The organism is Desulfobacula phenolica, from assembly GCF_900105645.1.
In the GTDB taxonomy this organism is placed as follows: Bacteria; Desulfobacterota; Desulfobacteria; order Desulfobacterales; family Desulfobacteraceae; genus Desulfobacula; species Desulfobacula toluolica.
This window is the reverse complement of sequence record NZ_FNLL01000004.1, coordinates 345,825-372,096: the sequence shown is the minus strand read 5'-3', so window position 1 is coordinate 372,096 and position 26,272 is coordinate 345,825. Positions and strand designations below refer to the sequence as shown.

At 44.3% G+C, this 26,272-nt stretch carries 26 protein-coding genes; 11 read left to right on the top strand and 15 right to left on the bottom strand.

What is annotated here, in order from left to right; translation table 11 throughout:
• The first annotated feature begins 109 nt into the window (after window positions 1-109).
• The 11 genes from BLT94_RS08835 to BLT94_RS22590 all read left to right on the top strand — a co-directional run bounded on the left by BLT94_RS08835 (window position 110) and on the right by BLT94_RS22590 (window position 12,919).
• Entirely contained in the window at window positions 110-655 is a 546-nt protein-coding gene (locus BLT94_RS08835; RefSeq protein ID WP_092232873.1) for a helix-turn-helix domain-containing protein, read from the top strand.
• 63 nt (window positions 656-718) lie between these two features.
• On the top strand, window positions 719-1,873 hold the full coding sequence (locus BLT94_RS08830; protein ID WP_092232871.1) for an acyl-CoA dehydrogenase: 1,155 nt from the start codon (window positions 719-721) through the stop codon (window positions 1,871-1,873).
• 100 nt (window positions 1,874-1,973) lie between these two features.
• A complete protein-coding gene (pilM, locus tag BLT94_RS08825) occupies window positions 1,974-3,716 on the top strand; it encodes a type IV pilus biogenesis protein PilM (RefSeq protein WP_092232868.1) in 1,743 nt (580 codons plus the stop codon).
• 2 nt (window positions 3,717-3,718) lie between these two features.
• Window positions 3,719-4,273: a hypothetical protein gene (locus BLT94_RS08820; protein WP_092232865.1), complete on the top strand. Its 555-nt coding sequence runs from the start codon at window positions 3,719-3,721 to the stop codon at window positions 4,271-4,273.
• A complete protein-coding gene (locus tag BLT94_RS08815) occupies window positions 4,270-4,770 on the top strand; it encodes a hypothetical protein (protein WP_092232862.1) in 501 nt (166 codons plus the stop codon). Before BLT94_RS08820 ends, BLT94_RS08815 begins: the two co-directional genes overlap by 4 nt.
• Before the next feature lie 12 nt (window positions 4,771-4,782).
• A complete protein-coding gene (pilQ, locus tag BLT94_RS08810) occupies window positions 4,783-6,462 on the top strand; it encodes a type IV pilus secretin PilQ (RefSeq protein ID WP_092232860.1) in 1,680 nt (559 codons plus the stop codon).
• Between the two features lie 9 nt (window positions 6,463-6,471).
• Window positions 6,472-7,995: an ExeA family protein gene (locus tag BLT94_RS08805; RefSeq protein WP_092232857.1), complete on the top strand. Its 1,524-nt coding sequence runs from the start codon at window positions 6,472-6,474 to the stop codon at window positions 7,993-7,995.
• A gap of 2 nt (window positions 7,996-7,997) precedes the next feature.
• Window positions 7,998-9,704, top strand: a complete 1,707-nt coding sequence (locus BLT94_RS08800) for a GspE/PulE family protein (protein WP_092232853.1) — start codon at window positions 7,998-8,000, stop codon at window positions 9,702-9,704.
• Window position 9,705: 1 nt separating this feature from the next.
• Window positions 9,706-10,911, top strand: coding sequence for a type II secretion system F family protein (locus tag BLT94_RS08795; protein ID WP_092232851.1), 1,206 nt, complete (start codon window positions 9,706-9,708; stop codon window positions 10,909-10,911).
• A 5-nt stretch (window positions 10,912-10,916) separates the two neighbouring features.
• Window positions 10,917-12,248: a sigma-54 interaction domain-containing protein gene (locus BLT94_RS08790; RefSeq protein ID WP_092232848.1), complete on the top strand. Its 1,332-nt coding sequence runs from the start codon at window positions 10,917-10,919 to the stop codon at window positions 12,246-12,248.
• A 275-nt stretch (window positions 12,249-12,523) separates the two neighbouring features.
• A complete protein-coding gene (locus BLT94_RS22590; RefSeq protein WP_092232844.1) occupies window positions 12,524-12,919 on the top strand; it encodes a prepilin-type N-terminal cleavage/methylation domain-containing protein in 396 nt (131 codons plus the stop codon).
• Between the two features lie 176 nt (window positions 12,920-13,095).
• Here the strand turns inward: BLT94_RS22590 and BLT94_RS08780 are convergent, their stop codons facing one another.
• The 15 genes from BLT94_RS08780 to BLT94_RS08710 form a co-directional block, all read right to left on the bottom strand.
• Window positions 13,096-13,581 carry a prepilin-type N-terminal cleavage/methylation domain-containing protein gene (locus BLT94_RS08780; protein ID WP_092232841.1) on the bottom strand — a complete coding sequence of 162 codons (486 nt, stop codon included), beginning with the start codon at window positions 13,579-13,581 and terminating at the stop codon, window positions 13,096-13,098.
• 4 nt (window positions 13,582-13,585) lie between these two features.
• Window positions 13,586-15,157 (bottom strand): polymer-forming cytoskeletal protein, encoded by a 1,572-nt coding sequence (locus tag BLT94_RS08775; RefSeq protein ID WP_092232838.1) that lies wholly within the window; start codon window positions 15,155-15,157, stop codon window positions 13,586-13,588.
• A 2-nt stretch (window positions 15,158-15,159) separates the two neighbouring features.
• Window positions 15,160-15,600, bottom strand: a complete 441-nt coding sequence (locus tag BLT94_RS08770; protein ID WP_092232835.1) for a type II secretion system protein — start codon at window positions 15,598-15,600, stop codon at window positions 15,160-15,162.
• Window positions 15,597-16,085 (bottom strand): pilus assembly FimT family protein, encoded by a 489-nt coding sequence (locus tag BLT94_RS08765; protein ID WP_175530307.1) that lies wholly within the window; start codon window positions 16,083-16,085, stop codon window positions 15,597-15,599. Before BLT94_RS08765 ends, BLT94_RS08770 begins: the two co-directional genes overlap by 4 nt.
• A 151-nt stretch (window positions 16,086-16,236) precedes the next feature.
• On the bottom strand, window positions 16,237-16,725 hold the full coding sequence (locus BLT94_RS08760; RefSeq protein WP_092233012.1) for an amino acid-binding protein: 489 nt from the start codon (window positions 16,723-16,725) through the stop codon (window positions 16,237-16,239).
• Window positions 16,726-16,911: 186 nt separating this feature from the next.
• Complete coding sequence (locus BLT94_RS08755; protein ID WP_092232829.1) at window positions 16,912-17,451, bottom strand: 2-oxoacid:acceptor oxidoreductase family protein; 540 nt, start codon at window positions 17,449-17,451, stop codon at window positions 16,912-16,914.
• A 60-nt stretch (window positions 17,452-17,511) separates the two neighbouring features.
• Window positions 17,512-18,249 (bottom strand): thiamine pyrophosphate-dependent enzyme, encoded by a 738-nt coding sequence (locus BLT94_RS08750; RefSeq protein ID WP_014956235.1) that lies wholly within the window; start codon window positions 18,247-18,249, stop codon window positions 17,512-17,514.
• 25 nt (window positions 18,250-18,274) lie between these two features.
• Complete coding sequence (gene vorB, locus BLT94_RS08745) at window positions 18,275-19,342, bottom strand: 3-methyl-2-oxobutanoate dehydrogenase subunit VorB (RefSeq protein WP_014956236.1); 1,068 nt, start codon at window positions 19,340-19,342, stop codon at window positions 18,275-18,277.
• 19 nt (window positions 19,343-19,361) lie between these two features.
• A complete protein-coding gene (locus BLT94_RS08740) occupies window positions 19,362-19,589 on the bottom strand; it encodes a 4Fe-4S dicluster domain-containing protein (RefSeq protein ID WP_014956237.1) in 228 nt (75 codons plus the stop codon).
• Between the two features lie 35 nt (window positions 19,590-19,624).
• Entirely contained in the window at window positions 19,625-20,308 is a 684-nt protein-coding gene (locus BLT94_RS08735) for a hypothetical protein (protein WP_014956238.1), read from the bottom strand.
• A gap of 96 nt (window positions 20,309-20,404) precedes the next feature.
• A complete protein-coding gene (locus tag BLT94_RS08730) occupies window positions 20,405-21,523 on the bottom strand; it encodes a hypothetical protein (RefSeq protein WP_092232826.1) in 1,119 nt (372 codons plus the stop codon).
• A 49-nt stretch (window positions 21,524-21,572) separates the two neighbouring features.
• Window positions 21,573-22,829, bottom strand: a complete 1,257-nt coding sequence (locus tag BLT94_RS08725) for a radical SAM protein (protein ID WP_092232823.1) — start codon at window positions 22,827-22,829, stop codon at window positions 21,573-21,575.
• A gap of 166 nt (window positions 22,830-22,995) precedes the next feature.
• Window positions 22,996-24,291, bottom strand: coding sequence for a hypothetical protein (locus BLT94_RS08720; RefSeq protein WP_092232820.1), 1,296 nt, complete (start codon window positions 24,289-24,291; stop codon window positions 22,996-22,998).
• On the bottom strand, window positions 24,275-24,961 hold the full coding sequence (locus BLT94_RS08715) for an ABC transporter ATP-binding protein (RefSeq protein WP_092232818.1): 687 nt from the start codon (window positions 24,959-24,961) through the stop codon (window positions 24,275-24,277). Before BLT94_RS08715 ends, BLT94_RS08720 begins: the two co-directional genes overlap by 17 nt.
• Window positions 24,962-25,003: 42 nt before the next feature.
• Window positions 25,004-26,239 (bottom strand): ABC transporter permease, encoded by a 1,236-nt coding sequence (locus BLT94_RS08710; RefSeq protein ID WP_092232815.1) that lies wholly within the window; start codon window positions 26,237-26,239, stop codon window positions 25,004-25,006.
• Between the last annotated feature and the right edge of the window lie 33 nt (window positions 26,240-26,272).

The window sequence follows — 26,272 nt, the reverse complement described above, 5'->3', positions numbered from 1 at the left end:
ACCCAAGTTTTAATATGGAAATCAGGATCGATTTTTTTTAGCGACATATGCTGAACGAGCGCTCAATCAATATATGGTTTGTTCATAAAATCAAATGATTGGAGATACCATGGCCAAAAAAAAAGGAATCATACCAATTGGAAAGAGGATAAGGCAGACCAGGCTGGACAAAAAGATCAGTCTGGATACCATGGCCAATGAAACCGGGCTGTCAAAAGAAGTGATTAAAAAAATTGAGGCAGGCGATCAAAGGCCTTCGGTTGGAAACTTGTTGCAAATTTCAAGAGCCCTTCATATTGATTCGAGCTTTTTGTTTAAAGAGCAGAATGATGTTATTGAAGAAAGATCCAGAGCATATACCAAACGGACTGACCACTATGCCTACACCCCATTGGCCCCCAGTGCTGAAAACAAACATCTTAAAGCGTTCAAGATTGTGGTTGAAGCCGGGAAAAGCCATGGCGGTGTAGGATTTCAGCATGAGGGAGAAGAATTTGTCCATGTGCTTGACGGCAAAGTGGAAATTCAGGTCGGTGATCATGTTAACAAATTGAACAAAGGAGACTCGCTTCATTTTAATTCCGGCGTTAAGCATGACTTGCGAAATACAGGCAAGACAGATGCTCAACTTATTGTTGTGGTGTATGCACCTTGAGCTGCCCAAAGCTGAAGTTTTTGGGCGGAGCAATGGTGACCAGTACATGTAAAAGGGGGGATCATGTTATTCAAGCTTACTGATGAACAGTTGATGATTCAGAATATGGTCAGGGAGTTTTCCCGCAAGGTCATTGCAGCAACTGCAGCACAAAGGGATAAAACAAAAGAATTCCCGGCTGAAAATTTCAGGCAGATGGGGGAGCTGGGATTGATGGGCATGATGATTCCCGAACAGTATGGCGGTGAGTCTGCTGATACGATTTCCTATGTCCTTGCATTGTCTGAAATCGCCTACTCTTGCGCATCAACATCTGTTGTCATGTCGGTTCAAAATTCAATTGTGTGTGAAAGCCTTTATAAATATGGAACAGAAGAACAAAAGCAACAATTTCTGGTTCCTCTGGCTTCAGGTAAAATAATTGGTGCATTTGCCTTGACTGAACCGGAGGCTGGATCTGATCCGGTGAGCCAGCAGACAACGGCAGTAAGGCAAAAAGATCATTATGTGTTGAACGGAACCAAGCGGTTCATTACTTCGGGTAAACATTCGAAAGTTGTTCTGGTTACTGCCAAAACAGATGAAAGCAAAGGGCATAAAGGAATCAGCTGTTTTATTGTCCCCAAGAAGACCCCCGGTCTTGTCGTGGGCCATCTGGAAGATAAAATGGGGTTGCGGGCATCTGATACAACGGATTTAATCTTTGAAAACTGCAGGGTGCCGGCAGATCTGATGCTGGGCAAAGAAGGGGACGGGTTTAAAATCGCCATGTCAGGCCTGGACAGCGGCAGAATCGGTATTGCCGCTCAATCCTACGGCGTGGCCATGGCTGCTTTTGATGCTGCCGTAAAATACGCAAAACAAAGAAAACAATTCGGCATGACCATTTCAAAGCACCAGGCCATACGGTTCCAGATTGCTGATATGGCAACCCAGATTGAGGCTGCCAAACAATTGATTTTTTCAGTCGCATCCATGAAAGACCGAAAACAACCTCATACAAAGCAAGCGTCCATGGCCAAGCTGTTTGCCTCTGAAATGGTGAACCAGATCACGGCCCGGGCCATTCAGATACACGGCGGATACGGGTTTACCAAGGAGTATGATGTTGAACGATTTTATCGGGATGCAAGGGTTTTTACCATTTATGAAGGAACCAGTGAGATCCAGAGGATTGTCATTTCAAATCAGGTGCTTAAAGACAGGAGAAACTTTTGATTGGATCATTTTTCTTGACACCTGACCTTTCAATAGAGTAAGCCATTTTTATTGTTTCAACTAATTTGTGTTCCAACCAATTTGAAACGCTGGAGTGTTGTTGAAAAATTTCAAAGAAGAAAATTCTACTCAAAAGCTGCTGAATCTGATTCGAACTGGTGGAAAAGACCATTTAGATGATACTTTTTCAGGTGATTCTGTTTCAGATAATTCCGGGCTTTCTTTGCCGGTAACAATCAAAGATAAACATTTGAATGCCGGTGTCTGGATAACCCATCGGGATATTACTCTGGTGATGACATCGGATAAGGCAGGTGCAGTTAAAAAGGTACTGGTCAAGTGGCAGCATATTCTCCTGCCGCCAAATCTGCAGCCTGACAGCAATGATTTTTCCGCTTTTCTCGGCACCTGTCTGGATAATTTTCTGGAAGACAAGAAAAAGATATCCATCTGGTGTGCCATGGATTCTTCCAGCTTGAACATCAGAAACATAACCATTCCCGATGTGCCACACCCTAAAATTGCCAATGCAGCCTTCTGGGGCTTGAAAAAGGAAACAGATTTTAACGAAAACCGGGAAATTTTTGATTTTGAAATTCTCGGTGATATTACCATTGAAGGAATAAAAAAGAAAAATTTATTGGTTTTCAGTGTTCCAACCGATCAAGTCAGATCTCTGGAAAAGATTTTTGAACGGGCAGGATATGGCCTTGCAGGTGTTACTGCCACTCCATTTGCCGTTCAAAATTTTATCAGGACCGGACAGATTCTGGTGGATGCTCCTTATTTTTCCATAATCAATATCTCCAGGAAAAATTCCGATATTTATTGTTTTTCCCAGTCTGGAATTCTTCTGATTCGTACTCTTAGAACCGGTTCCCTGAGCCTTGTAGAAGAGCTTGACACCTCAATGGAAACCGATCCCGTAGATTACTTGTCTTCTTCAATAAAAAACGGTACAAACGAATTTTCCAGGATTAAGGAGAATTCAGAGCGGTTAATCAGTAAAATTGTTCGAACCGGTGATTATTGCACCAATAATTATACCGGCAATATTCCCATTCAGCGGTATCTTTTTTATGGGGATACAGATTATTGTGAGCCGTTTATGCACCAGGTATCCGTCATGATCCCGGCCCCTGTCGACATATTGGACCCGGTTGTGGCAGTGCTTCCCGGCTCAGATGAATCCGGCCTTCCCGCTATCGCACAACAGCGCAATTGTGTTTTGACAGCTTTTGGGATTGCTTTGTCAGGCAATGATATCACCCCAAACTTTATATTTACTTTTGATGACCGGCAACGGGCAAAAAAACAAAAAAAAATTACTATGGCAACGGTTATGGCCGGCATCATCCTGCTTGTCATATGCTTTTGCGCCCATTTTCTGCTGAATGTTACATATGAAAAAAATCTGTCCGCCCTGGTTCAATTGAATCAGGAACAGACACAATTTAAACATGATATACAGACTCAAACCATTACCGATGCCATTGACAAAGCTGAGAAACAAAGTTCTGCCAGAACTCAATATATTGATAATTATCTTCCTCTGGCGGTTATTTATGATATCTGTCATTTTACCCCGGAACATATTGATCTTACGTCCATGACCTATGATCAGATAAAAGAAAAAAAAAACTCTGACATGATTTTTCAAAAATTGTTTATTGAAGGCCGGGTTTCCGCCCATCAGTATGTTTTGGATTCAGAGCTTGGCAGTTATATTTTAAAGTTATCCGGCTCCCCTGTTTTCGGAGACATTAAAATCACTGACAAACGGATATATCAGGACGGTAAAAATAAAAAACTTTTTTTTAAAGCCACGTTGGAGGTTCTTTGAGAATGGATGGAATCCATCGGCAACAGCACTCTTCCCGGCAAGCCTTTATCGTGGGAGGTGTATTTCTGGCTGTAATCTGTCTTTACGCTTTGTTTTTTATTTATCCGTCCTATCGTTTAGTTTCCAGAACCCGGCAGGCTGTTGTGGAGCAAACCGCAAAAATTGACCGTTTGAAGATACTGTACCCGGTACTGGCCAGATCCAAAACTTTGGAACAAAATCCTTTTGAACACCTGCTGCCGTTTCCAGACAGGATTAGGATTCATCGTGATGCCTTGTCACAACTGTCCGGTAAAATTTTTGATACGGCCAATCATAATCAATTGACCTTGTTTGAAAGTGATTTTGATATCAATTCGTTGAAGAATGATTCCAGGTTTGCTTCCATAACCGTTAAATTAAAGGGGGAATTGTTTGATTTCAGACGATTTTTGATCGATATTATAGCATTGGATTTTTTTGATTCAATCGAGAACTTGAGCATCAGCTCACACAAAGGCCCGATAAAAGAGTTTAACGTGACCCTGAACATTAAAATAAAAAAGAATGGTTCATGAATAAACGTGAAAAAATCATATTAATTTTGACTTTTATGGTGTCGGTTTACGGACTGATTGATTTTTTTGTTCTGCCTAAAAACAATAAGAGTACTGATAAAGGACAGGCCATTGCCAGGACCAATAAAAGCATTGCGGAGTTTGCTACCCAGTCAATGGCCGAGATTTCAAAATTTGAAAATCTTATACAACAGAACCATATGAAGACCCTGATTTCAAAAATTGAATCCGATTGGGAACATGATCCTTTTGCAAAGACCCTGGACTCGGAAACCTTTGCTGAACAGGATGTTTCTTCATCTGTTCAGGTTCCCGGCTTTGTCTATTCAGGGTATATGCGTGTGGGAGATGTTTTATTTGCCATCATCAACGGGGTTGAATACAGGCCGGGTGAAATCATACCTGAAAATGGTTATAAAGTGATAACCATAACCCCAAAAAAAGTGGTTCTTCAAAAGAATACAGACCGGGTTGTTATACGCTTAAAAGAAGAATAATAAAAGGAGGCTATGAGAACACTATTGTCACGCATGGGGTTGATAACAGGGAGTGTTTTTTTGGGCATGTCTATTTTGCTGTTCGGATGTGCCTCGCCGCAGTTGAATGAAAAAAAAACGCAAACAGCCGAACAGGTTAAAAAATGGCAGGCCCTGGCAGATAAATCCGTATCCATAACGCCTGTGCCTGTCGCAAAAAAGCATGATGATTCCGTGCTGGAAGATATGTTTCCACCCGTAAACACCGATGAAGCAGAGTCTGCTACAAAAGCAGTCGATACCCGAAAACTGCCTACCATGCCGGTCACCATGAAAATGTATGACATTTCCCTTCCCGTATTGATCCGTACCCTTGCCAAAGTGGCGAATCTGGATATCATGATCAATGAAAGCGTTAAAGGTCAGACCAAAATAGTTATTACCGATGTTCCATGGAATCAGGCTTTTTTGGGAGTTCTGGATACATTTGGCCTTACCTATGAATGGACCGGGGATATCGTGCGGGTGGTCAGTGTTGAAGATCTAAAAAAAAAACAGGAGCTGATGGAAGCCCGGCAAAATTATGAAAAAATGAAAAACAAACATGATCTGACCCTTATGCAGCAGGCACAAAAAAAGAAACAACTGGAACCTTTGGTGACCAAAATCATCAAGATTCACTATGCTGATTTGCCGTCGTTGCAGAAAAATCTGATTCAATACCTGTCTGCCCGGGAAAAACAAGATGGTGCCGGGACTGTTGCCGCATTGACAACGGACCCTGCAGCCGGACCAGAAGACTCCGGACTTCACGGGAGTGTCATGATTGATGAATTTTCAAACTCCCTTATCCTTCATGTCTCCCGGTCCGATATCAAAAAAATCATGCCCCTTGTCCGGCGTCTTGATCAGCCCATCAAACAGGTTCTCATTGAAGCCCATATAGTTGAAGCAGAGTCTAATACAGGCAAGGAACTCGGGGTACAGTGGGGCGGGCTTGGAACGGCTGCAACAACCAGTCGAGAAAGCTTTTCCATTGGTGGAAACATGACGGAGTTTGCACAGTCCCTGAAGTATGAAAATGGTGTTAATCAACCCTATCAGCCGGTTGACGGCAATATCGTCAACCTGCCCACTATGGCTGCAACCGGCATGAGTCTGGGGGTCATGGCCCAGAAAGCGGGTGAATATGTTCTCTATGCCCAGTTGCTGGCATTGGAAGAGCAGGGCAGGCTCAATATTTTGTCTAAGCCGTCAATTACCACTCTGGATCACCGCATGGCCATCATTAAAAGCGGCAAGGAAGTGCCGTTCCAGACAGTTGAAGACGGAGAAATCAGTATTGAATGGAAAGAAGCGGTCATCAAGCTTGAGGTGACTCCGCACATAATAGACGACCAGATTATCAGGCTTGAAATTGTGACCCATAAGGATGAACTGGATTTTACCAATGAAGTGAACGGTAATCCTACTATTATCACTAAAAATGCTCAAACCACTGTAATGCTTTTTGATGGCCAGACTACTGTAATCGGGGGGTTGAACAAGGAAAAAACCAGTGGCGGCGAAGACGGGGTGCCGGGGTTGAAAAATGTTCCGGGTCTGGGGTGGCTGTTTAAAAGCGTGGGCAAGGAAGAGGAAATGGAAGAACTGCTTATTTTTATTACTCCCCATATATTAAAGGAAGAAACTGTCAATATCCGTACACAATAGGCACAGATAATGGATTATTATAAATTATTGGATTTTAAAATGGAGCCGTTTTCTAATTCCCCTGATCCCAGGCTCTTTTATCGTTCTTCGCAGCACCTTGAAGTCTTACAAAAACTGGAGATTTCCATCCGCCTTAAAAGGGGACTCAATGTTGTTGCAGGAGATATAGGCACAGGAAAAACAACGGTCAGCAGGCAGCTGATCCAGAAAATTTCCAATGACACAGCCATTGAATATTATCTTATTCTTGATCCCGGATTCAGATCCGTCCATGGATTTTTAACCTGTATTGTTCAATTAATGATGGGTGAACCCCTTGATGGGAATTTGGATGAAAGCAACCTTAAAGAGCGCATTAAAACTCATTTGTTTACCCGGGGGGTTGATGAGAATATCAATACTGTTCTGGTCATTGACGAAGGCCAGAAATTATCCCTGGATTGCCTGGAAGTTTTAAGAGAATTGCTGAATTTTGAAACCAATTCTCAAAAGCTGTTGCAGATCGTCATTTTTGCACAAAATGAATTTGATCAATCCCTGGATCAGGTGAAAAATTTCCAGGACCGGATTAATTTCAGATACACGCTGACAGCCTTGAATTTTAAAGAATCCAAGGCCTTGATTCAACACCGGTTGAATCAGTCCTTTGTCCAGGGAAAGCAGCGGCCTGTTTTTTCAGCTGCAGCATTTGTTATCATTTATGCTGCCACCAAGGGGTCTCCCCGGAAAATGGTCACTCTCTGTCACCAGGTGATTCTCGCTTTGATTATCAAGGATCGGGAAAAAGCAGGGGCTTTTTTTGTCAGGTCCTGTGTGAAAAAAATGATTATTCCTAAATCCAACAGGCAACGCCGTGTTTTATTGGCCGGTATTATTCTGGCCGGTATTATTCTGGCCGGAGGTTACTCTTTCGGTTATTTTTACAGGCCGTTAAAGACACCCAAACAGATCCTTTATCCTGTTTCCCGAAGTATGCCCGTCTCCCATACCGGCATTGACGTCCATAAGAACCCTTCCATCCAAACGGTTCCTCCTTCCCCTGCCCCTGTTCTTCCGTCCTCATCTTCAGATGTTTACGGAAGCATTCTTGTGCCGGAAGATGCGACCATTTATCGAATGATCACCCTTGTGTATGGAAAGTTTTCCCCTGAGCTGCTTAACCAGGTGATGGCGTATAACAGCACAATTTCAGCTCCTGACAGGCTTTTGTCCGGGTTTCCCGTCCGTTTTCCGGTTCCGGCTGAGGAAACGGATTATCCCGATCACACAACATTCCTTGTTATTTATCAGACCAGGGAGTTCAATCGTGCATTTAACCTGGCATCTTCAGTCGTTTACAGGGATCTGGATGTCAGGATTCTTCCGTTTCATTGTCAAGACATAGGCTACCAGTTTAATGTGGTTGTTGACACACCCTTTAATAATTTGGAAACAGCGTTGGCTTTTTTGAGGAAGGTCCCGCCGGGTATTGCGGCTGTCCCTCAGAATGCGGCATCATTGAAATCCTGCAGGTTAATCATTAAGGAGGAATAGGCTTGGCTGTACGCAAGAGACTTGGAGAAATTCTCATTGATCAGGGGTTGATTTCAGAGACCCTGCTGCAAGAATCATTAGCCGGCTCAAAAGCCAGCGGAATGAAACTTGGTGAATACCTGATCAAAAATGATATTGTATCTGAAAATGCCATTCTTGAGGCGGTTGCCTCACAGATGAATTTGAAAAAATACAACCCCAATGATTATACCGTGGCCCAGGAGTTGTCCAATATTATGGATGTGGACACGGTAATTAAATTAAACGCCATTCCGGTTGAGAAAAAAGAGGGGGTTCTCACCGTTGCCATGGTGGATCCCCTGGACATTATTGCCATAGACTCCATTGAGGTCATGACCAATATGGAGGTTGAAACCCTTATATGTTCGGAACAGAATTTCACCTACCTGATGTCCGGCCTCTATGGAGTTTATGCCGGCAAAGATGGTGTGATGAAGCAGGTTCAGGACATTGCTGAAATGGAAGGGGAAACAGAAGACGATGAATATCTGTCCGATGCCATAGAAACAACACTCCATGATATGGCTGCTGAAGCACCGGTGATCAAACTGGTCAATTCCATTTTGTCCCAGGCGGTGAGGGAAGGGGCCACTGATATTCATTTCAGCCCTGAAAAGGATTATATTGAAATCCGTTTCCGGGTGGACGGCAAACTCCACACCATTCCCACTCCGCCTAAAAGAATGTTTCTCCCCATGGTTTCCAGGATTAAAATTTTATCCAATCTTGATATTTCCGTTTCAAGAATTCCTCAGGACGGCCGAATGACCGTTATCATCAATAAAAAAGAAATTAATATCAGGGTTTCAACCATTCCCACGGTTCATGGTGAAAATATGGTGCTGCGGCTTTTAGATACCAGTACCGGCATCCACAGCCTGGATCAGCTGGGTTTTTTACCCCGGGATATAAGGCTGCTGGAGAAAATGATAAAAATGCCTTATGGCATGATTTTGTGTACCGGCCCTACTGGCAGTGGAAAAACCACCAGTCTTTTTTCCATGCTGCAGGGGATTAATTCGCCCGACGTCAACATTATCACCCTTGAGGACCCGGTGGAATACCGGATGGAGCATGTCAGACAGGTACAGTTAAATCATAAGGCGGGTATGACTTTTGCCTCGGGGCTTCGGTCCATCCTGCGCCAGGATCCTGACGTAATCATGGTTGGTGAAATACGGGACAGGGAAACCGCAAGCGTAGCGGTCCAGGCGGCCCTGACCGGCCATATGGTTTTTTCCACGGTACATACCAATGATGCTGCTGATGCCGTTACCCGGTTTGTTGATCTGGGAATCGAACCTTTTATGGTCGCGTCGGTCATGCTGGTCACCATTGCCCAGAGGCTTGTCAGACGGGCCTGTCCCTATTGCAAGGTGCCTTATACTCCGTCGCCTGAGGTTTTAAAATACTGGCACCTCAAAGACGGGGCATATGAGTTTGTGAAGGCCAAAGGGTGCAGCCAGTGCATGAATACGGGGTATAAAGGCCGGGTGGGATTTTATGAAATCCTGTATGTTAATGATGATGTCCGTCAGATGATTATTGACAAGAAATCAGCCCGGGATATTTCCAGGCTGGCCCGGAAAACCGGGCGGCTGAAAAGTCTTAAATTTGATGCGGCCCACAAGGTGGTGCAGGGAATTACCACTTCGGAAGAGGCCATGTCCGCTATTTTGGTGAAATAATATGGCAATATATCTGTTTAAAGCTGTTAATGAAAACGGAAAGACCATTTCCGGGGAAATCGAAGCTGATTCTTCTCAGGCTGCATTGGAACTTCTGTCCCGCCAGGGCCATATTCCTGAATCCGTGAAAGAAAAAATTTCCCGGGCATCGGCTTTTCAGTTCCTGGAACGCAAGGTGCAGGCAAAGGATCTGATTTTATATACCAAGCAGTTTAAGACTTTGTTAAAGGCCGGGGTGTCTATTTTGATGATATTTCAGATTCTGGAGGCTCAGACGGAAAACAAGTCCTTAAAAAAGGTCACGGCTAAAATGAAGGAAGACGTCAAACAGGGCTCATCATTGTTCAAAGGCTTTTCCGCCCATAAATCCGCATTTTCACGTCTGTATTGTTCCATGATAAAAGCAGGAGAAGAGTCAGGTTCCCTTCCCAGAATTCTGGAGCGGCTGATCTATATTATTGAGCATGAAGAAAAGGTCAGGAACGATATTAAATCAGCAGCCCGGTATCCCTTGATTGTGTTGACATTTCTTGCAGTGGCATTTATGATCCTTCTTACGTTTGTGGTGCCTAAGTTTGTGTCTATTTTTGAAAAAGCGGGAATAGAACTTCCTGTTCCAACACAGATCTGCATGATGATGTATGAGTTTTTAAACCACTACTGGCTTTATATGTGTATTATATTAATCATTTTTATTGTCGGTCTTGTCTGGTTCGTTAAAACGGATTTGGGAAGGCTGTTAAAAGATATCGGGCTGATGCGCATTCCCATCATCGGCCCTTTGTTTGTCAAATCCTCAATGTCGCGGTTTTCAAGTATTTTTTCCATTCTTCAGTCCAGTGGCATCACCGTGCTGGAGTCCATGCAGATCTTGACGGATACCATCAATAATGCCGCCATTTCCCGGGAGTTTGAGAAAATAAGAGGGCTTCTGGAAGAGGGCAGAGGTATTTCACGGCCTCTGGGACAGGCCCGGTATTTTACCCCCATGGTGATCAATATGGTTGCGGTTGGCGAGGAATCCGGGAATCTTGATGAGATGCTTCAAGAGATTGCCGTTCATTATGATGCCGAGGTTGAATATGCCACAAAAGGCATGTCAGAGGCCATCGGACCAATACTCATGATCGGACTTGCTGCGGTTGTGGGTTTTTTTGCACTTGCGATTTTTCTGCCCATGTGGGATTTGACTCAGATGGTACAATAAGGGCCATGAAAAAAATATTTTTCAATATCTATTTTATTGTTCCACTGATTTTCGGGCTGTATACAGTCTTTTCTTTTGTTGTCACCTATCGGATAACCGGTTATTTTGCCGATGAACACGGATCAGGAAAATTTTTTTTTGCTGCTGCCGGATGTTTGATTTTTCTGCTTTCCCTTGCCATTGGGTATGTGTTGACCCGATTTATCCTGAAACCGTCTGAAACCTTTATTGAAAAAATTAAAGATTCCCAGGCTGTCCGGACCAAAGAGACGATTATGGATGAGCCTGAGCATTCCCCTGATGAGATGGAAAAATTTACCAGAATATTTAACCAGGCAGCCCATGCCCTGACCAACCTGGACAATGAGACCCTTTTTCCGGATATAGTCGCAAAGAGCCGTGCCATGCACCAGGTTCTTGCCCAGGTTGCCAAGGTGGCCCGGACAGATGCCACGGTGTTGATTTGCGGAGATAGCGGCACTGGAAAAGAACTTGTTGCCGGGAGCATTGTTGAACACAGTTCCAGAAAAGACAACCCGTTTATAACTATTAACTGCGCTGCTGTTTCCCCTAATTTGATGGAAAGCGAACTCTTTGGCCATGAACGCGGGTCATTCACCGGGGCTGTGGCCCAAAAGCAGGGATGTTTTGAACAGGCTGACGGGGGTACTTTGTTTCTAGACGAGATTGGCGATATGCCCCTGGAACTACAGGTAAAGCTTTTGAGGGTACTTCAGGAACAATCGTTTCTCAGGGTTGGGGGAGACACCGTGATTAAGGTCAACGTCCGCATCCTTGCCGCCACCAACAAAAATCTGGAAACCATGATCAGGAAAGGAAGTTTCAGGGAGGAGCTTTTTTACCGCATCAATGTTTTTCCTATTTTTCTGCCTCCTTTGAGGGAAAGACAAGAAGATGTGGAAGTTCTTGCCATCCATTTTCTGAGCTGTAACGCACCTGGAAAAAAATTTGATCCCGCCGCCCTGGATCTGCTCAAAGGCCATTCCTGGCCGGGCAATGTCCGGGAACTTCAGAATATTGTGGAACGTGCCGTTGTCCTGGCAGATGCCGAAAGTGTGGTGGGATGTGAACATCTGCCAGATCTATTGAAATCAACCCGGGACAAAGTTCAGGCCTTTTCGGCAGGAACTGCCCTCAAGGTTAATGGTCTGTCTCTTGATGAAACCCTTATTGAATTTGAAAAAACCATGATCTGCGAAGCTTTGAAAAGCACTGGCGGAGTTCAGGTCAAGGCGGCCAATATCCTCGGCATCAAACAGCGCAGTCTCTGGAACCGGGTGAAAAAATACAAGATTGATGTGAATGCTTTCCGATGACCCCTACATGATCTGGAGAATCGTCTCCATTATCTGGAGAACCTTGCATCTGTTTTGCTGCTGAAAATTTGCCGTGAAATGACAGGGGAAAGTTGTGAACCCTGCAATATTGTCCTGTGTGATTTTTTTTAACAAAAATATTTTGTGGCGGCACGTTTTGTGTATATTAGTGTCTGCTATGTTGTTGTAAAAGATGTTTGACAGAAGGTTTGTGAATATACCTCTGTCGGGTAAATTCGGGTTTATAGTTAATATTTTAAAAGGAGTTCGTTTAAATGGAAAAAAGAAACATTATTCGAAATCAAAAAGGTTTTACCTTGATTGAAATCATTGCTGTTCTGGTTATTCTGGGTATTCTGGCTGCAGTTGCAGTACCTAAATACTTGGATCTGCAAACGGATGCAAAAGCTAAAGCTGCTGTTGGGCAAGTAGCGGAAATGAAAGGGACTCTTTCAATAGCATGGGGAAAGGCGATGTTGAACAATGGCGGTACTGCAACAATTACTCAAGTTATGACCGCATCGGGATTAGGTGCTACGCAAACCATAGGAACTGCTCCTGATATTTGGACAGTGACAACTTCAGTAGCAGGTAATGTTGTCACGATAGGAGTGGCAGATCGTAACGGTGATACTGAATATGCGGCATCAGGTACCTGGACTCTACCATAATAATTGCACTCACTTCTTAGGATTCCTGTTTGTCTGAGGTTATTTAATTGAAACGTGATGAGTGAAAGTTTTTTAAAAGGGTTGGGCATTTATTATCATGCTCAACCCTTCATCTTTATGGGTCTACATTCCAGTAATACCTTTGTTACGGTTTAAAAAGAATCGAGATGACTATTTCAAAAATTTCTAGGATAAATTTTTGTACTGAATCTTTTGGAAATGCCGTTGATGTCAACATTAAAACCGATTTCTATACCGGAGATATTGTCGGAAATCCCGTCATAGTCGAGGTCGTCATAGGTGCCAGTGAGTGTGGGGGAGCTGATATTATCGAGCAGGGTATAAGCGTTTCCGTCAACGGTGAGAATGATTTTATCTCCAGAGCCAAAGGTGAGGGTTCGTGAACCTGGCAGGCTTGGACTGTTGTTTTTGTAGGCAATGGAAACATTGGGTTGGATGGAAACATTCTTTATATCCTTGAGTTCCAGGCCGATTCGGTTCAACGCAATGCTGGCATTCAATGCAGTTTGCGAATTTGTCCGGCTAAAGAGGAATGTTTTTACCCCAGAATTTAAAAACATAGAAGAAAACAGGCCGATGATTCCCAATAGAACGATTACCGTAATGATTTCCACAAGCGTAAAACCTGATTTGTCTATCATTTTGTTACCAGTTGTTCCTTATGTAGTTTGAAGGTATCAGAATGATATTAATATCGCTGTTAATATCCAACTTAGTCAAATCTCTTAAATAAAACGAACCGATATAACTGCTGTGTCCACTGGAGATGCTCAATTTGTCCCAGGAGTAAACAGCTCCGAACCACTGTCCGCCCGACCCCATATTGAACTCTCCTCTAGTTTCAAGATAAAGATGAGCGGCAAGCGAATTATCCACCGTGGCGGAATCTTCGTAATTTATGCCGTCCGTGGAGACCATTACCTTGAAATCTGATCCAAAATTTGCATTGCCCACCACAAAAATTTCAATGCCCTTTTCCTCAGTGGCGTCGGAGAGATCAAGATACAGGGCAGAGGACCAGGCCTTTGCATCAATTTCCTCAAAATAGTATTTTCCGGGCTTCAGGTAGATTTTCTTGCAAGACCAGATAGTCTCAAGAACGCCGTATTTACCCGGAGCGAGTGGAGTCCCTGTACCGCAGATATCTGTTCCTCCTGCCGTGAACAGGATATCCGGGAATTGTATGGCAGGTTCGTAATATTCTTCGGGGTCTTGTGGAAGAAGCCTTGGGGGAGATGCGGTATGCTTCAATATGGAACCGACGATATCCTCTGAACTTTTGTAGTCTATGCTGTCTGCGGCAGTTGCATTTCCCCCGATGGAGCATCCCCAATGAAGGCTTATGCTGCCCCCGGAGTCAACGTTTCCACCGACGCTTCCACCCTTGAGTGTCACATCACCGCCCGCGACAATATTTCCCCCGACGCTTCCGCTGCCACTGATGATTACGCTTCCTCCCGCATTGATAGTTCCAAGAACTCTGCTGCTGCCGCTGATCACCACATCTCCTTTGGCTGTGATATCCCCGACGACAAGAGCATCCCCTGTGAGGCTTACATCTCCTTGGGCATCAATATTCCCGGTAATATTTCCGCTTCCCCTGACATCAATATCTCCTCCTGAAACAATATCTCCGGCTACTTTACCGCTTCCGTTGACCGTTACATCTCCTCCGGCATTTACATCCCCCTTCAGTATTCCGCTTCCGTGAATTGAAAAGTCATTTGCAGTGCTGATGCCCCCTTCTACAGACGCAGCCCCATGGATTGATGTTCCGCTGCCTCCGGAAACCACGAATTCGAAATCCTTGCCGCCTGATCCGGAGCCATCTTCAAACGCGAAGGTGTCTGAAAGTTCTATGTATGAAGCGGCAGCCCCTGTGCCCGAAAAACCTGTGGAGACGATGGTGTATGGTGAGGAATTTCCCGATATATTCAAGGTAAAACCGCTTCCATCCTCCGGCACATAATCGTTACCGTTATTGTTAAGTGTGGATACCGCAGCTGCCAAGTCAGTTGCGTTTCTCATCTCACCTTTTGCATATCTAATTCCCGCCTCTGCCATGTAACGGGCCTTGAGAGAATAATTCGGAGTGAAGACCGAGACCGTAGAGGAGGTAAACAAGGAGAGCATTCCAGTGCCGAGAACCCCCAAAACAATTATGGTAATGATGATGAAAAGCAATGAACTCCCTGTTTCGTTCCTGAGATTGTTCATGTTCAATATTTTTCCTTGGGATCATTGGATGAAGCGGTTCTTGTTTTTGCAAAAAGAGTGGTGAGTTTATGTCCGCCTGAACTCACCGTAACCATCAAGGTATTGCCGGGTGTTCCTTGGGGGGAGATAACCCCTCCTGTAAAAGTCACATACTGTTTTACCACCTGGTTCCCCGTACCGTAGTTGTTGTTCATGGTGCTGTTAAGGGCATTATCAGGATCTGTATTGATCTCTCTTACATAATCTGCAACCACCTCCTCCATCAACTTCTGCCCGGCAACTTCATCCATGACGGTTATCACCGTGCTGCCGCTTTTAGTTAGGGCAGTTCCCCCGAGTTGAACCAGGATCGTTCCGAGAATAGCGCTCATGAGCAGTGTTATAATGACCTCCACAAGGGTAAAGCCCATCTGCCGGATAGAATAAAGGTCGTTTGTTTTCATTGAATAAATCCTGTCTCGGGAAGCAGGGTCATGGTTTTGCTTCCTACCGTTATCTGGAGAGGGTTCATTAGCCTGGTATTTGTGGTTTCATCGGTAAAGGCTGTGTAGGGAATGCCATAGACATCGAAAAAAATTGTGAACGGGGTAACGGTTACACCTGAAAGCGCTATTTTTACATCCTGTTCGCCTGGAAACTTCAACTGATTGCCTGCATCCTCTGAATCGTTTCCAATGAAAAACCAGTAAAAGTTTTGATGGCATTTGATTCCCCGGCATTTTTCCCCGGAAGTGCTTCCGAAGCTGCTGCTTTTCATTGCCATGGACTGGACAAAACGAATGCGGTTCCTGATGGTGTCCGCCTCAACCACTGAATTAACCGATTGGATATTAATTAATCGGCTTGCTGCGACCGATCCCAAGATGCCGACAATAAGGAGAATAGCAATGACTTCAATTAGAGTAAAACCACATGCATCATTTTTCATAACCGTCTTTCTAAAAACAAATCTCGGATAAGTAGAACTCATCTTAATGACACTAACCGGATATACCTAACGTATAAAAATAATTTATTCAACTGATAATTGCAAACAGATTTGGTTAGCAATTTAAATCGGTTATAAAAAAAATAATTTGCTAATAACCATCTTGAAAAAAGCCGGCAGCCGATTTGACATCCTCGGGACAGAAGACAAACAGGCATTTGCCGGCCGAATCCGTAACAGACCCGTAAACATAATTGATATTGATCTGTTCCTCGCCAAATTTTCTGGTAATTTTTGTCAATTCTCCAGGACTGTTGGTGATCTTAATGGCCACAACCTCTTTTGAATCAAACAGATAATCTTTTTCATTCAACAGATCCATGGCTTTTTCAGGCTTGTCCACAACAAGCCGGATAAGGGCAAATTGAGCGGAATCCCTGCTCATAGAGCTATAGCTTGCCGAGGATGCAAGCCGTTTTAAGGATTTGCCCCTGGCCTCAAAAAGGTTCTGGACATAGGCAGAGGCATCCTGGATCGTGATGGCATCAATGTTAATATCGGCTTCACTTAAAAGCTCGGTTAATTGTGCCAGTTCTCCGGGTGCATTTTTAAGAAAAAGTGATATTTCTATTCTGATCATGCTGCCTCCTTTTTTTTTAGTTTGTAACCCGACTTTAGGAGTTGCTGAAATTTGCTGGGTCAGGCTTTCATTATTGCGTTTTTTTTGCCGATTGATGATATGTTTTGAAAAGCACAATAAAACAAGCCTGACCCTCATATTAGACAGCTTAAGTCATAAAATTGAGTGGTTAAGGTTAACCTAACCTTAACTGTTGTTTGCGATATTTACGCCTTCATCAAACGCTTTCATGTTCAGCGGAATGATTTTTGGTTTGGCTGAAAATTCCGATTTAACACACTCTTTTAAAAGATCCAGGTCAACAACCTTTGATTTCGCGGCAAATGCACTTAATGCTATGATGTTGGCACATTTGACACTGCCGGTTTTTATGGCTGTCTCATTGGCTGGAACAATTAATTCTATAATATCATCTCTTCCGCTTCGGGTTGGAATAAGAGAGCTGTTGATTAAAATTACACCGCCCGGTTTTACGTCATCGGCAAATTTTTCCAGGGACGGGCGGTTCATTGCCACAAGATGGCTGGGATTTTTAATGATGGGCGATCCGATGCGCTTGTCACCGATAACCACGGTACAATAGGCGGTTCCGCCTCTCATTTCCGGTCCGTATGAGGGGACCCAGGCGACAAAAAATCCCTGCTTCATTGCGGCATATGCTAAAAGCTTTGCGCTCAGCAAAATTCCCTGTCCGCCAAATCCTGCAAATTTTATTTCTGTTTGCATTGGTTTTTATTCCTTCAAAAAAACGATTATAAAAGTAAAATACGAATTTAAATTCAAATTCTATTCAGGTACTTTGTAGTCTCCCAGTTCATAATAGGGCAGCAGAGTGTCCTCGGCCCATTTTAATGCATCCAGAGGGGTCAGGCCCCAGTTGGTCGGGCAGGTGCTGATCACTTCCACAAAACTGAAACATTTTCCTTCGATCTGGTATTCAAATGCTTTTTTAATCGCTTTTTTAGTTTTATTGATTTGCTGGGGCTTTAATACTGCCTGCCGGGTAACATATCCCGGGGTGACCAGTTCGCCCAGCAGGTTTGCCATTCGGATGGGCATCCCGGTCAGATCAGTATCCCGTCCGGCAGGGGCTGTGGTGGCCCTCTGACCCGGCATGGTGGTCGGTGCCATCTGGCCGCCGGTCATGCCGTAGATGGCATTGTTGATAAAAATAGTGGTAAATTTTTCGCCTCGGTTGGCTGCATGGATAATTTCACCCATGCCGATGCTGGCAAGGTCGCCGTCGCCCTGGTAAGTAAAAACGATGAGATCCGGTCTCACCCGTTTCATTCCAGTTGCCATGGCAGGTGCCCTTCCATGTGCGGCTTCCTGGAAGTCACAGTTAAAATAATTATACGCCAGCACTGCACACCCCACCGGAGCAATACCTACAGTCCTTCCCCTGATACCCAGCTCATCAATGGCTTCTGCTATAAGCCTGTGAACAATACCATGGGTACAGCCGGGACAATAATGCGTCATATTATCACTGAGTGCTTCCGGCTTTGAAAATGCTTTTCCCATTATATCTTTCTCCTAAATTTTGCGGTTAGAGCAGTCTTTTGATAATATCGGTAATTTTTTCAGGTGTGGGAATATCTCCCCCGCATTCGCCATAAAAATCAACTTCTCTCTGGCCCTTAACGCAGCGCTCCACATCCTCGACCATTTGTCCCATGCTCATTTCAATACTGATAACCGATTTGCAGCTTTCTTTGGTTGCTGCATCAAAAACCGCTTTTTCCGGGAACGGAAACAGGGTTTTGGGTCTTAAGAGGCCGACTTCGATCCCTTCTTCTTTCATCATGTCAATGGCTGTTTTGCAAACTCGGCTCATGGTGCCGTAACTGACAATGAGTACCTTATAATCCGTGTCAGTATTGTATCCTTCATACTGCACGTCTTCTTTTTTCATCTGGTCATATTTGGCTTTCAGTGCCAGGTTGTTGTTGTTGAGTTCCGTGGGATCAAGAAAAAGCGATTTTACAAGATTGCGTTTGCCGCTTTTTCGATTGTCCATGCCGGTTGTGGCCCAGTCGTCTTTATCGGACGGTTCCGTTTTAAGATCCTCGGGGAACTCTACGGGCTCCATCATCTGCCCGATCAAGCCGTCACCCATTATCATCACGGGGCCCCGGTATTTTTCCGCCAGTGTAAACGCGCTCATGGTCATTTCAACGGCTTCCTGGACACCGTCCGGTGCCAGCACCAGCAGGTGGTAATCTCCGTGTCCGCCGCCTTTGGTGGCCTGGAAATAATCTCCCTGAGACGGCAGGATTCCGCCCAGGCCAGGGCCGCCGCGCATAATATTGACAAATACGGCAGGACATTGTGCCCCTGCAATATAGGAGAGGGCTTCACTCATCAAACTGATACCTGGGCTGGAAGATGTTGTCATTACCCTTTCACCTGCACCTGCAGCACCAAAAATCATGTATCCGACCGCGACTTCACTTTCTCCCTGCAAAAAAACACCGTCAACTTCCGGCAGTCTTTTTGCCAGATATTCGGCAACTTCGGACTGGGGGGTTATGGGGTATGCAAAATAATTTTTACATCCGGCCCGGATTGCGGCTTCGCCAATTGCTTCATTTCCTTTCATTAACACTTTTGCCATTATTTTTTATCCTTATTAATTATTCAATGGTCTCTTTTTCGATTTCAACGATGCTGATGGCAACATCAGGGCACATGATGCAGCACATGGTACAGTGAATGCAATCATCCGGCCGGGCCTGAAAGGCTGGAAAATGTCCTTTTGCGTTCACTTTGTCCGTGATTTCAAGAACATTTTTCGGGCAGACATTGACACACAGGCCGCAGCCCTTGCAACGCTCAGAATCAATGATATGTTGATACTTCATTTGAACTACTCCTTATTGAAACTACTCCTTATGGTTTAAAACAATTTCCAGGGTGGATTCATTTTTCTGTCTATTTCCAATACCGGGCAGGTAAAACGACCCATCTCAAGTTGTGGTATTAAATATGAACAAACCGTGATAAATTCGATTTTAATTCCTGTTGCCGCAGATACCTCCTTTAACAGGTCATATCCGCTATAAATATGATCAGGGGTTGTCTCGTCAATAAGATTGGCATTGCCGACAAGTCCTGTTATTTTCATTTTTGAAGATATTTCGATCTCCTCTTTTATTTTGATACAGCCCTGGACATCTTCTGTAAAAGGCCTGAACGGATTGATCACCTGCAGCATGCAAACCTTTTTTTTGGACAGATGGTTTCCCAGTGAAGCCAGCACTGTTACCCCAACATCATCTCCACCTGCATCAAGGATGGTCAATTCCGACGGCTGCTGAATCATCCCGGCAACCTCAGCGGTGAGAATGGGCAGATCCGCATGCATGTATCGTTTGTCAGGCAAGACCACCTCAATGCCCATATCTTCGAGCAAACCTTTTGCCTCACGGGTTCTGAAATAGGGATTGACAAGATCAAGATCCGCAATTTTTACGTCAAGGCCATCCATTTTTCGTTTCAGGGCAAGATTTACGGCTGTTTCGGTTTTACCGCTGCCGTAATTACCGCAAATAATAACAATTCCTTTAATATCAATATTCAAACAATTTTCCTTAAAATAAAATTTTTCAATCCGTTTAGTATATTTATTAACAGCACATTAGTCAAATACAAACCCTCATAGGTTTGCAATGGTTTTTTAATCCAATAATGAAGCAACAAGGCATTTAATGTCGGTCAGGGTCAGGCAGCGATTCAGTTGTGTACTTTTTGACTTGATATTCAAGGTCAGGATATCCAGCATGTCCGCAGGATACTCAATGGCGTGAAGGTCCAGGTATTTTTTTACCAGGTTTTTGCCGCATAAGATGTTTAAAAAGAACTTTTCTTCCGATGCCAGGCCAAAGTTGCCTCCTGCATGAGTTCCGGCCACATGGGTTTTGACTGCATCACCAAAGACAGGGGTGTTGAGGGTTAACAAGTGGTGATTGTGTTGCTCATAAACGATGGCATCAACATACTCATAATAGGCTTTGAATGTGTTGATATCATTTGTGTTGAGATTGATATCAAAATCTTGATTCTGTAGTGTTTTTGCCGTGGTGTAAAGGTCGGCAATCCCATTTCTTTCTCCAATGCCCAGGGCGGACGCCTCAAGAAACTGTCCACCGGCTATGATTCCCATCACACTATTGGCTGAGGCCATGCCCAGATCATTGTGGCAGTGAACCGATATGCGGGGATTTTGGGTTTTGGCGGAAAACCGGTGTATTTTGTCAAAGATCTGGTTGGGTGACATGATTCCCGAGGTGTCCGGCAAAGAGAGTATGTCTACAGAATGAAGATTTAAGATTGAAATGCAGTGTTCCATAATAGCATCATCGGATCTGCCGATATCCAGCATGGCAATTGACAGGACTGCGTGAGGGGCTTTTTTTTTGACAAACTCAATGGTGGTTAAAAGGTCTGCAAGAACATTATTAAGATGACCTGGTGTGACAGTGTTTTTGATGTGTAAATGGAAATGCAGATCTTTCACCCCGGTGTCCAGCAGGATTGCGGCATCATGAAGATTAGCCCGTCCCATGGCGGCAATGCGGATTTTATAATCGTTTTTTTTGGCATGCCGGCACAGTGTTTTGACGGCATCTGCTTCAAGGTCATGGGCAGGCGGATACCCTGCCTGGCAGATATCCACGTTCAGTTTTTCCTGGAATTCAAGAATTTTTATCCGCTGCTTTTGGGAGAACATCACTCCCCTGTACTGCATGCCTTCCCTTAGGGTTTCATCAATGATGGTGATTTTTTTATTGTCCATGATATTCCCCCTATTGGATAAAATATTGGTGGATTAAAATATGATTTAATTAACGTACGGGCGGATTAAAATAGCCGTGTATCAATTTGGGAAACCGGTTTGACAATTGTTGGATTATATGATCCATTCCCAAAGGCTTGCCGCCGTCTTCAACCGTTGACATGAGTTCGCAATATTTTTTGGGATCAAAGTTCAGGTTGCGCCACTGGATCATATCGATATTAAAGTTGTCGATAAAGTCATTCAATACTTCAAACTCTTTTTGGGAATCCGTAAAGCCCGGGCAGTTAAGATAATTAATGGCAACAAATTTTCCCTGCTGCTTTGCCGCATCAATACTTTTAAGGACATCTGAAAAATGATAGGATCTGGGCCTGAAATAGGCGGTGTAACAATTTTTTCTGACCGAATTCATACTGACCCTCATGGAATCAAGCCCGGCACGGCAAAGTTCTTCAACCCGGTTCGGCAGGCTTGCATTTGTGTTCAGGTTGATGGTGCCCTTGTCTGTTTTTTTCCGTATCAGTCGTATGGCCGGTTCGATGGCCGTAAAGGCGGTCAACGGCTCTCCTTCACATCCCTGGCCGAAACTGACCACTGCTTTTTTAACATGGGAAATATGTTCTAAAAAGACCTGGGCGATCTCTTCAGGAGACGGGGTAAAAGAGATTCGATCCTGGCAGGCACACAGGTTGTTTTCCTTTTGAAGGGAAATACATCCTAAGCAGTTGGCATTGCACACCGTTGATGTGGGCAGCGGGGCTTCATAACGTTTGAGAAAAAAGTTTTTCCCGGCAGGACACCCGTATTGCAATGCACAGGTTTCAAGATGCCGCATCAGGCGGTTTTTTGGATATTTTTTCTGCATCTGGCTGACGCCTTTGACAATGCCTTTGCGGGGCATCAGCCTTAAATCCTGGCGGGGTTCCGTGTCAACAACAATGGCCGCAGACCTGAAATTGTTTTTCCCAAATCCCACGGCACCATAGGAGAACAATGGCAGCAGGTCTTTGATGCCCTCGTCATCATAAGCGCAGAAATGTCGGTTTACATATCCCGGTGAGTTAAACACGGCAACCGGGAAAATTTTTTCTTCCGGGGCAAATGGGTTTTGCTCAATGCTTTCAAACCGGTCTGTTGCAATATTATAGACAACAGGTTTTCTTTGGGGCAGCATCATGAGTTCGCTGCCGTGGGGCATGGGCACGGTGGCATCTTTTTTCAGAACAACAGGGGTGTTGCCGGACATCCCAACCGCACCATAGCCTTCCAGTTCAAAGATTTCTCCGTTTTCAGCCGCCACCACAGCCGTCAGGATCTGTTTGTTGATGTATCCGATATCTTAACTCCAATCATGATAAAGATGTTAAACATAATCTGGGTCAGATATATCAGAACAATTTGGGATTGCCAATATCCTTCTTGTCTGCATTCCTTAGGGAAGGGGGGCCAATTTGATATTGGCGGTGTTGTTAAAAATAAGTTGTAAACAGGACATAGGCACTTGGTGCCGCATTGGTATGATGGATCGTGTCCGGTATTAAAAATCCGCCGTATTCGCTTCCCGGCCTGCCGTAATAAAAATTTGCACCCAACTGAATATTTGAATTCTGGGTGGTATTCCATACTGCTCTGGGCTGGATAATGCCGGAAGGGTCCCTGAAATTGTTGATGACATTGACATAAACATTAAATAAAGGGTGGAGTTCTACCTGGATCTGCAAGCTTACATAATTTTTCCCCAGGGCAAATGATTCCCCTCTGTCGATTCTCTCCACGACTTCAGTGTCTTTCAAGGCATTTGTATAATTATTTTTCCCCAGCCCGTTATGATAATATTCAATCAGGCCGTATATATTTTTTTTGAACCACACCCAGGAATAATCCATATTCAGCACAACTTCAATATATCCGTTTTTGTGCCTGTTCCCTTTTTTTATGGTTGACCAGACAAGATCCCATCGCCATGCTGCATCCCCAAGACACCCTGAGGCCCCCAGACCTAAAACAGTCTCATTATAATGCAAGGCCCCCATTACATCCATTTCCATGTCGCCTATAAAAAAGTGATTTTTCCCTGCAATAGAAGAACTTTTGAAATCAATTTCTCCTGTTATCACATCCCTTCTGGGAACGTAGAGCAGGTTGAATTCTCCTGACTCTTGGGTGGTGAACCGGACAGACACAAGATCATCGCCCATTTTGTAATCGCGGTTTGTATCAGAAGGCGAAAATGGATTGAAAAGATCCATGGGGTTGAAAATAAGACCATTTCCCCATGTCACTGCCTGTCTTCCAACTATGATATCCCCCCAAGAGGGTTTTATTGACAACAGCAGACGGTCAAGCCTATGCCATAAAATGTAATCCGCTGTTTCCTTAACAGTTTGGGTTAAATCGAAAATCCGCCGTTTATCAATATTCGAAGTGTCCGGTGACCTCCCGCCCGCATACTGTTTTTCATAGGTGTTCCCGAATTTGAGAAAAGCTTCATAATGGGTTTGAACATAAACGATTTCCGATAAAATAAGCTTGTCTGTCAACCTGGTATTGGCAAGACCGTCGAAACCGGTACTAGTTCCCAAAGGTTGAAAATAAGATCCGTTATCATATCCGGTTATATTCCCTTTAAATTTAAAATGCCCGCCCAAGTGGTTGTCGAGTTTTTCAGACCATGCAGCATTCTGCCCTGCCCAAAGGGTTTGGGTAAATAAAAGGGATAAAAAAAAGACAATAAGCCGGCCAATAGAATCATGATCTGTTTTCATCGTTTACAATACGTCCGTCCTTTATTGTGACAAGGCGCTCTGCATACTCCATGACCATGCTGTCGTGGGTTGAAAAAATAAAGGTGACTTTTTTTTCCAGGTTCATCTGTTTCATCATTAATAAAAGGCCTTCGCCTGTTTTTGAGTCAAGATTGGCCGTGGGTTCGTCCGCCAGCACAATTGCCGGCCCGGAAACAATAGCCCTGGCAACGGCAACCCTTTGCTGCTGGCCGCCTGAAAGTTCGGCAGGTCGCCTGTCATATTTTCCTCCCAGGCCCACATCATCCAGTATGGCCTTTGCCCTGTTGCGTCTTTTTGTTCTGGGCACTCCCTGCAACAGCATGACATATTCGACATTTTCAATGGCCGACAGCACCGGGATAAGATTATACGCCTGGAAAACAAATCCTATCTTATGCAGTCTTAACGTGGCAAGGTCTGCCTGGTTCATGTCTTTAAAGGTATTGTTGTCAACAATAACAATACCCGAGTCAGGCACGTCAAGGCCGCCGATAATATTGAGCAGTGTTGTTTTTCCCGAACCTGACGGGCCTGCAAGCGCAAAAAACTCTCCTTTATCGACGGTAAGATCAACGCCGCGAAGGGCTTCAACTTTTACTTTTCCCTGTTTGTATGTTTTTTTAATATTTTTTGCTTCAACAATTGCCATATCCTGTCTCCACCTGCTATTTTTTTATCCTAATATTTTGTCCTAATTTTTTAGCATGGCCTGGGTCGGGGTGAACCTGGCAGCCTTGACAGCCGGATACAGGCTTACCAATATGCCTAAAACCAGTACCATCAATCCTGCCACGGCAACATCCTGAGTCCAGATTTCCGGGTACAGTATTCTTGGTATCCCCCACATCTGAGTGCCTGCTGCTAGGGCTGACAGATCAATCCCGTTTTTTGCAATGGCAGCAACACTTAAAAATCCCAGTATGTTTCCTGTAAATATTCCCAGTACCAATAGACAAAACGTCTCTGTTACAACCCCTTTAATCACCTGGACTGGCCTCATGCCAAGGGCTTTCATCAGGCCGAACTCCCTGGTTCTCTCAAACACGGCCATAAGGGTTGTATTGGCAATGCCAAAGCCCATTGCTACAAAAACCACACCATACCAGATATAAAGGAAAAACCCCGACATCTCCAGGTAGGCTTTCATCATGGGCAAAAGCTGGTGCCATGTTTCAACATGAAATGTATCATCCGCAAGACTTGATTTTAATTTTTCTGCGGCACGGGTTTCCTGTTTGCCGTCAATGTCGGATCCGGGCAGCAAAATGGATATTTCTGAAATAGAACGCCCCATTTTAAGCATCTTTGCCGCCTGTGAAATGGGAACAAAAACAAACTGCTTTTCAATTGCTTCTGATTCCGCACTGAAAACCCCCACAATCTTGAACGCCTTTGATGCAATCTCTTTTCGGGTATCCTGGGACATGAGAATCAGCTTATGGCCGATTTTGGTATTGAATTTTTCAAGAAACGCCCTTCCTACCACAATCTTATTTGTATCTTCTAATGAAAGATACCGTCCCGATATTACGCTGTTTCCAATGAATGAGATCTTTTTTTCCTTTTCAGGTTCAATCCCCACAAGGATCACGCCCCCGGAGTGCCTGGCATTGGAGGCAACTGCATTGACTCTTATCCTTTTTGCCCACAGAGCATCTTTCCCAAGTGTTGCGTTAAGTATCCTGTCGAGTTTATCCATGTCATCCATGGAATTTTCAACCACGGGATCATTCCGGTAATCCATGTGATGGATCTGGATGCTTCCGGTAAGTGTGGATATGGCGGTTTTGACCATCTGGGTTTCCATTCCCCGCATAAGGGCCCCCAGAAAAATCATGCTCCATACACCAATGATCACGGCCATCAGGATGACAATGGTTCTTCTCGGGTTTCTCCAGATATTTCTCCATGCTAATATGGCATACATAATTGTTTCTCGTCTTTTGTCTTGTTTTGTTTT

What these genes read in the sequence shown, in the direction of transcription:
- BLT94_RS08820 (WP_092232865.1), top strand. Translation starts at nt 3,719, where the DNA reads ATGGATGGAATCCATCGGCAACAGCACTCTTCCCGGCAAGCCTTTATC.
- BLT94_RS08755 (WP_092232829.1), bottom strand. Translation starts at nt 17,451, where the DNA reads ATGCAAACAGAAATAAAATTTGCAGGATTTGGCGGACAGGGAATTTTG.
- BLT94_RS08715 (WP_092232818.1), bottom strand. Translation starts at nt 24,961, where the DNA reads ATGGCAATTGTTGAAGCAAAAAATATTAAAAAAACATACAAACAGGGA.
- BLT94_RS08805 (WP_092232857.1), top strand. Translation starts at nt 6,472, where the DNA reads ATGGATTATTATAAATTATTGGATTTTAAAATGGAGCCGTTTTCTAAT.
- BLT94_RS08775 (WP_092232838.1), bottom strand. Translation starts at nt 15,157, where the DNA reads ATGAACAATCTCAGGAACGAAACAGGGAGTTCATTGCTTTTCATCATC.
- BLT94_RS08815 (WP_092232862.1), top strand. Translation starts at nt 4,270, where the DNA reads ATGAATAAACGTGAAAAAATCATATTAATTTTGACTTTTATGGTGTCG.
- vorB (WP_014956236.1), bottom strand. Translation starts at nt 19,342, where the DNA reads ATGGCAAAAGTGTTAATGAAAGGAAATGAAGCAATTGGCGAAGCCGCA.
- BLT94_RS08770 (WP_092232835.1), bottom strand. Translation starts at nt 15,600, where the DNA reads ATGAAAACAAACGACCTTTATTCTATCCGGCAGATGGGCTTTACCCTT.
- BLT94_RS08790 (WP_092232848.1), top strand. Translation starts at nt 10,917, where the DNA reads ATGAAAAAAATATTTTTCAATATCTATTTTATTGTTCCACTGATTTTC.
- BLT94_RS08780 (WP_092232841.1), bottom strand. Translation starts at nt 13,581, where the DNA reads ATGATAGACAAATCAGGTTTTACGCTTGTGGAAATCATTACGGTAATC.
- BLT94_RS08765 (WP_175530307.1), bottom strand. Translation starts at nt 16,085, where the DNA reads ATGAAAAATGATGCATGTGGTTTTACTCTAATTGAAGTCATTGCTATT.
- BLT94_RS08760 (WP_092233012.1), bottom strand. Translation starts at nt 16,725, where the DNA reads ATGATCAGAATAGAAATATCACTTTTTCTTAAAAATGCACCCGGAGAA.
- BLT94_RS08740 (WP_014956237.1), bottom strand. Translation starts at nt 19,589, where the DNA reads ATGAAGTATCAACATATCATTGATTCTGAGCGTTGCAAGGGCTGCGGC.
- BLT94_RS22590 (WP_092232844.1), top strand. Translation starts at nt 12,524, where the DNA reads ATGGAAAAAAGAAACATTATTCGAAATCAAAAAGGTTTTACCTTGATT.
- BLT94_RS08830 (WP_092232871.1), top strand. Translation starts at nt 719, where the DNA reads ATGTTATTCAAGCTTACTGATGAACAGTTGATGATTCAGAATATGGTC.
- BLT94_RS08730 (WP_092232826.1), bottom strand. Translation starts at nt 21,523, where the DNA reads ATGGACAATAAAAAAATCACCATCATTGATGAAACCCTAAGGGAAGGC.
- BLT94_RS08750 (WP_014956235.1), bottom strand. Translation starts at nt 18,249, where the DNA reads ATGGGAAAAGCATTTTCAAAGCCGGAAGCACTCAGTGATAATATGACG.
- pilQ (WP_092232860.1), top strand. Translation starts at nt 4,783, where the DNA reads ATGAGAACACTATTGTCACGCATGGGGTTGATAACAGGGAGTGTTTTT.
- BLT94_RS08795 (WP_092232851.1), top strand. Translation starts at nt 9,706, where the DNA reads ATGGCAATATATCTGTTTAAAGCTGTTAATGAAAACGGAAAGACCATT.
- BLT94_RS08710 (WP_092232815.1), bottom strand. Translation starts at nt 26,239, where the DNA reads ATGTATGCCATATTAGCATGGAGAAATATCTGGAGAAACCCGAGAAGA.
- BLT94_RS08835 (WP_092232873.1), top strand. Translation starts at nt 110, where the DNA reads ATGGCCAAAAAAAAAGGAATCATACCAATTGGAAAGAGGATAAGGCAG.
- BLT94_RS08720 (WP_092232820.1), bottom strand. Translation starts at nt 24,291, where the DNA reads ATGAAAACAGATCATGATTCTATTGGCCGGCTTATTGTCTTTTTTTTA.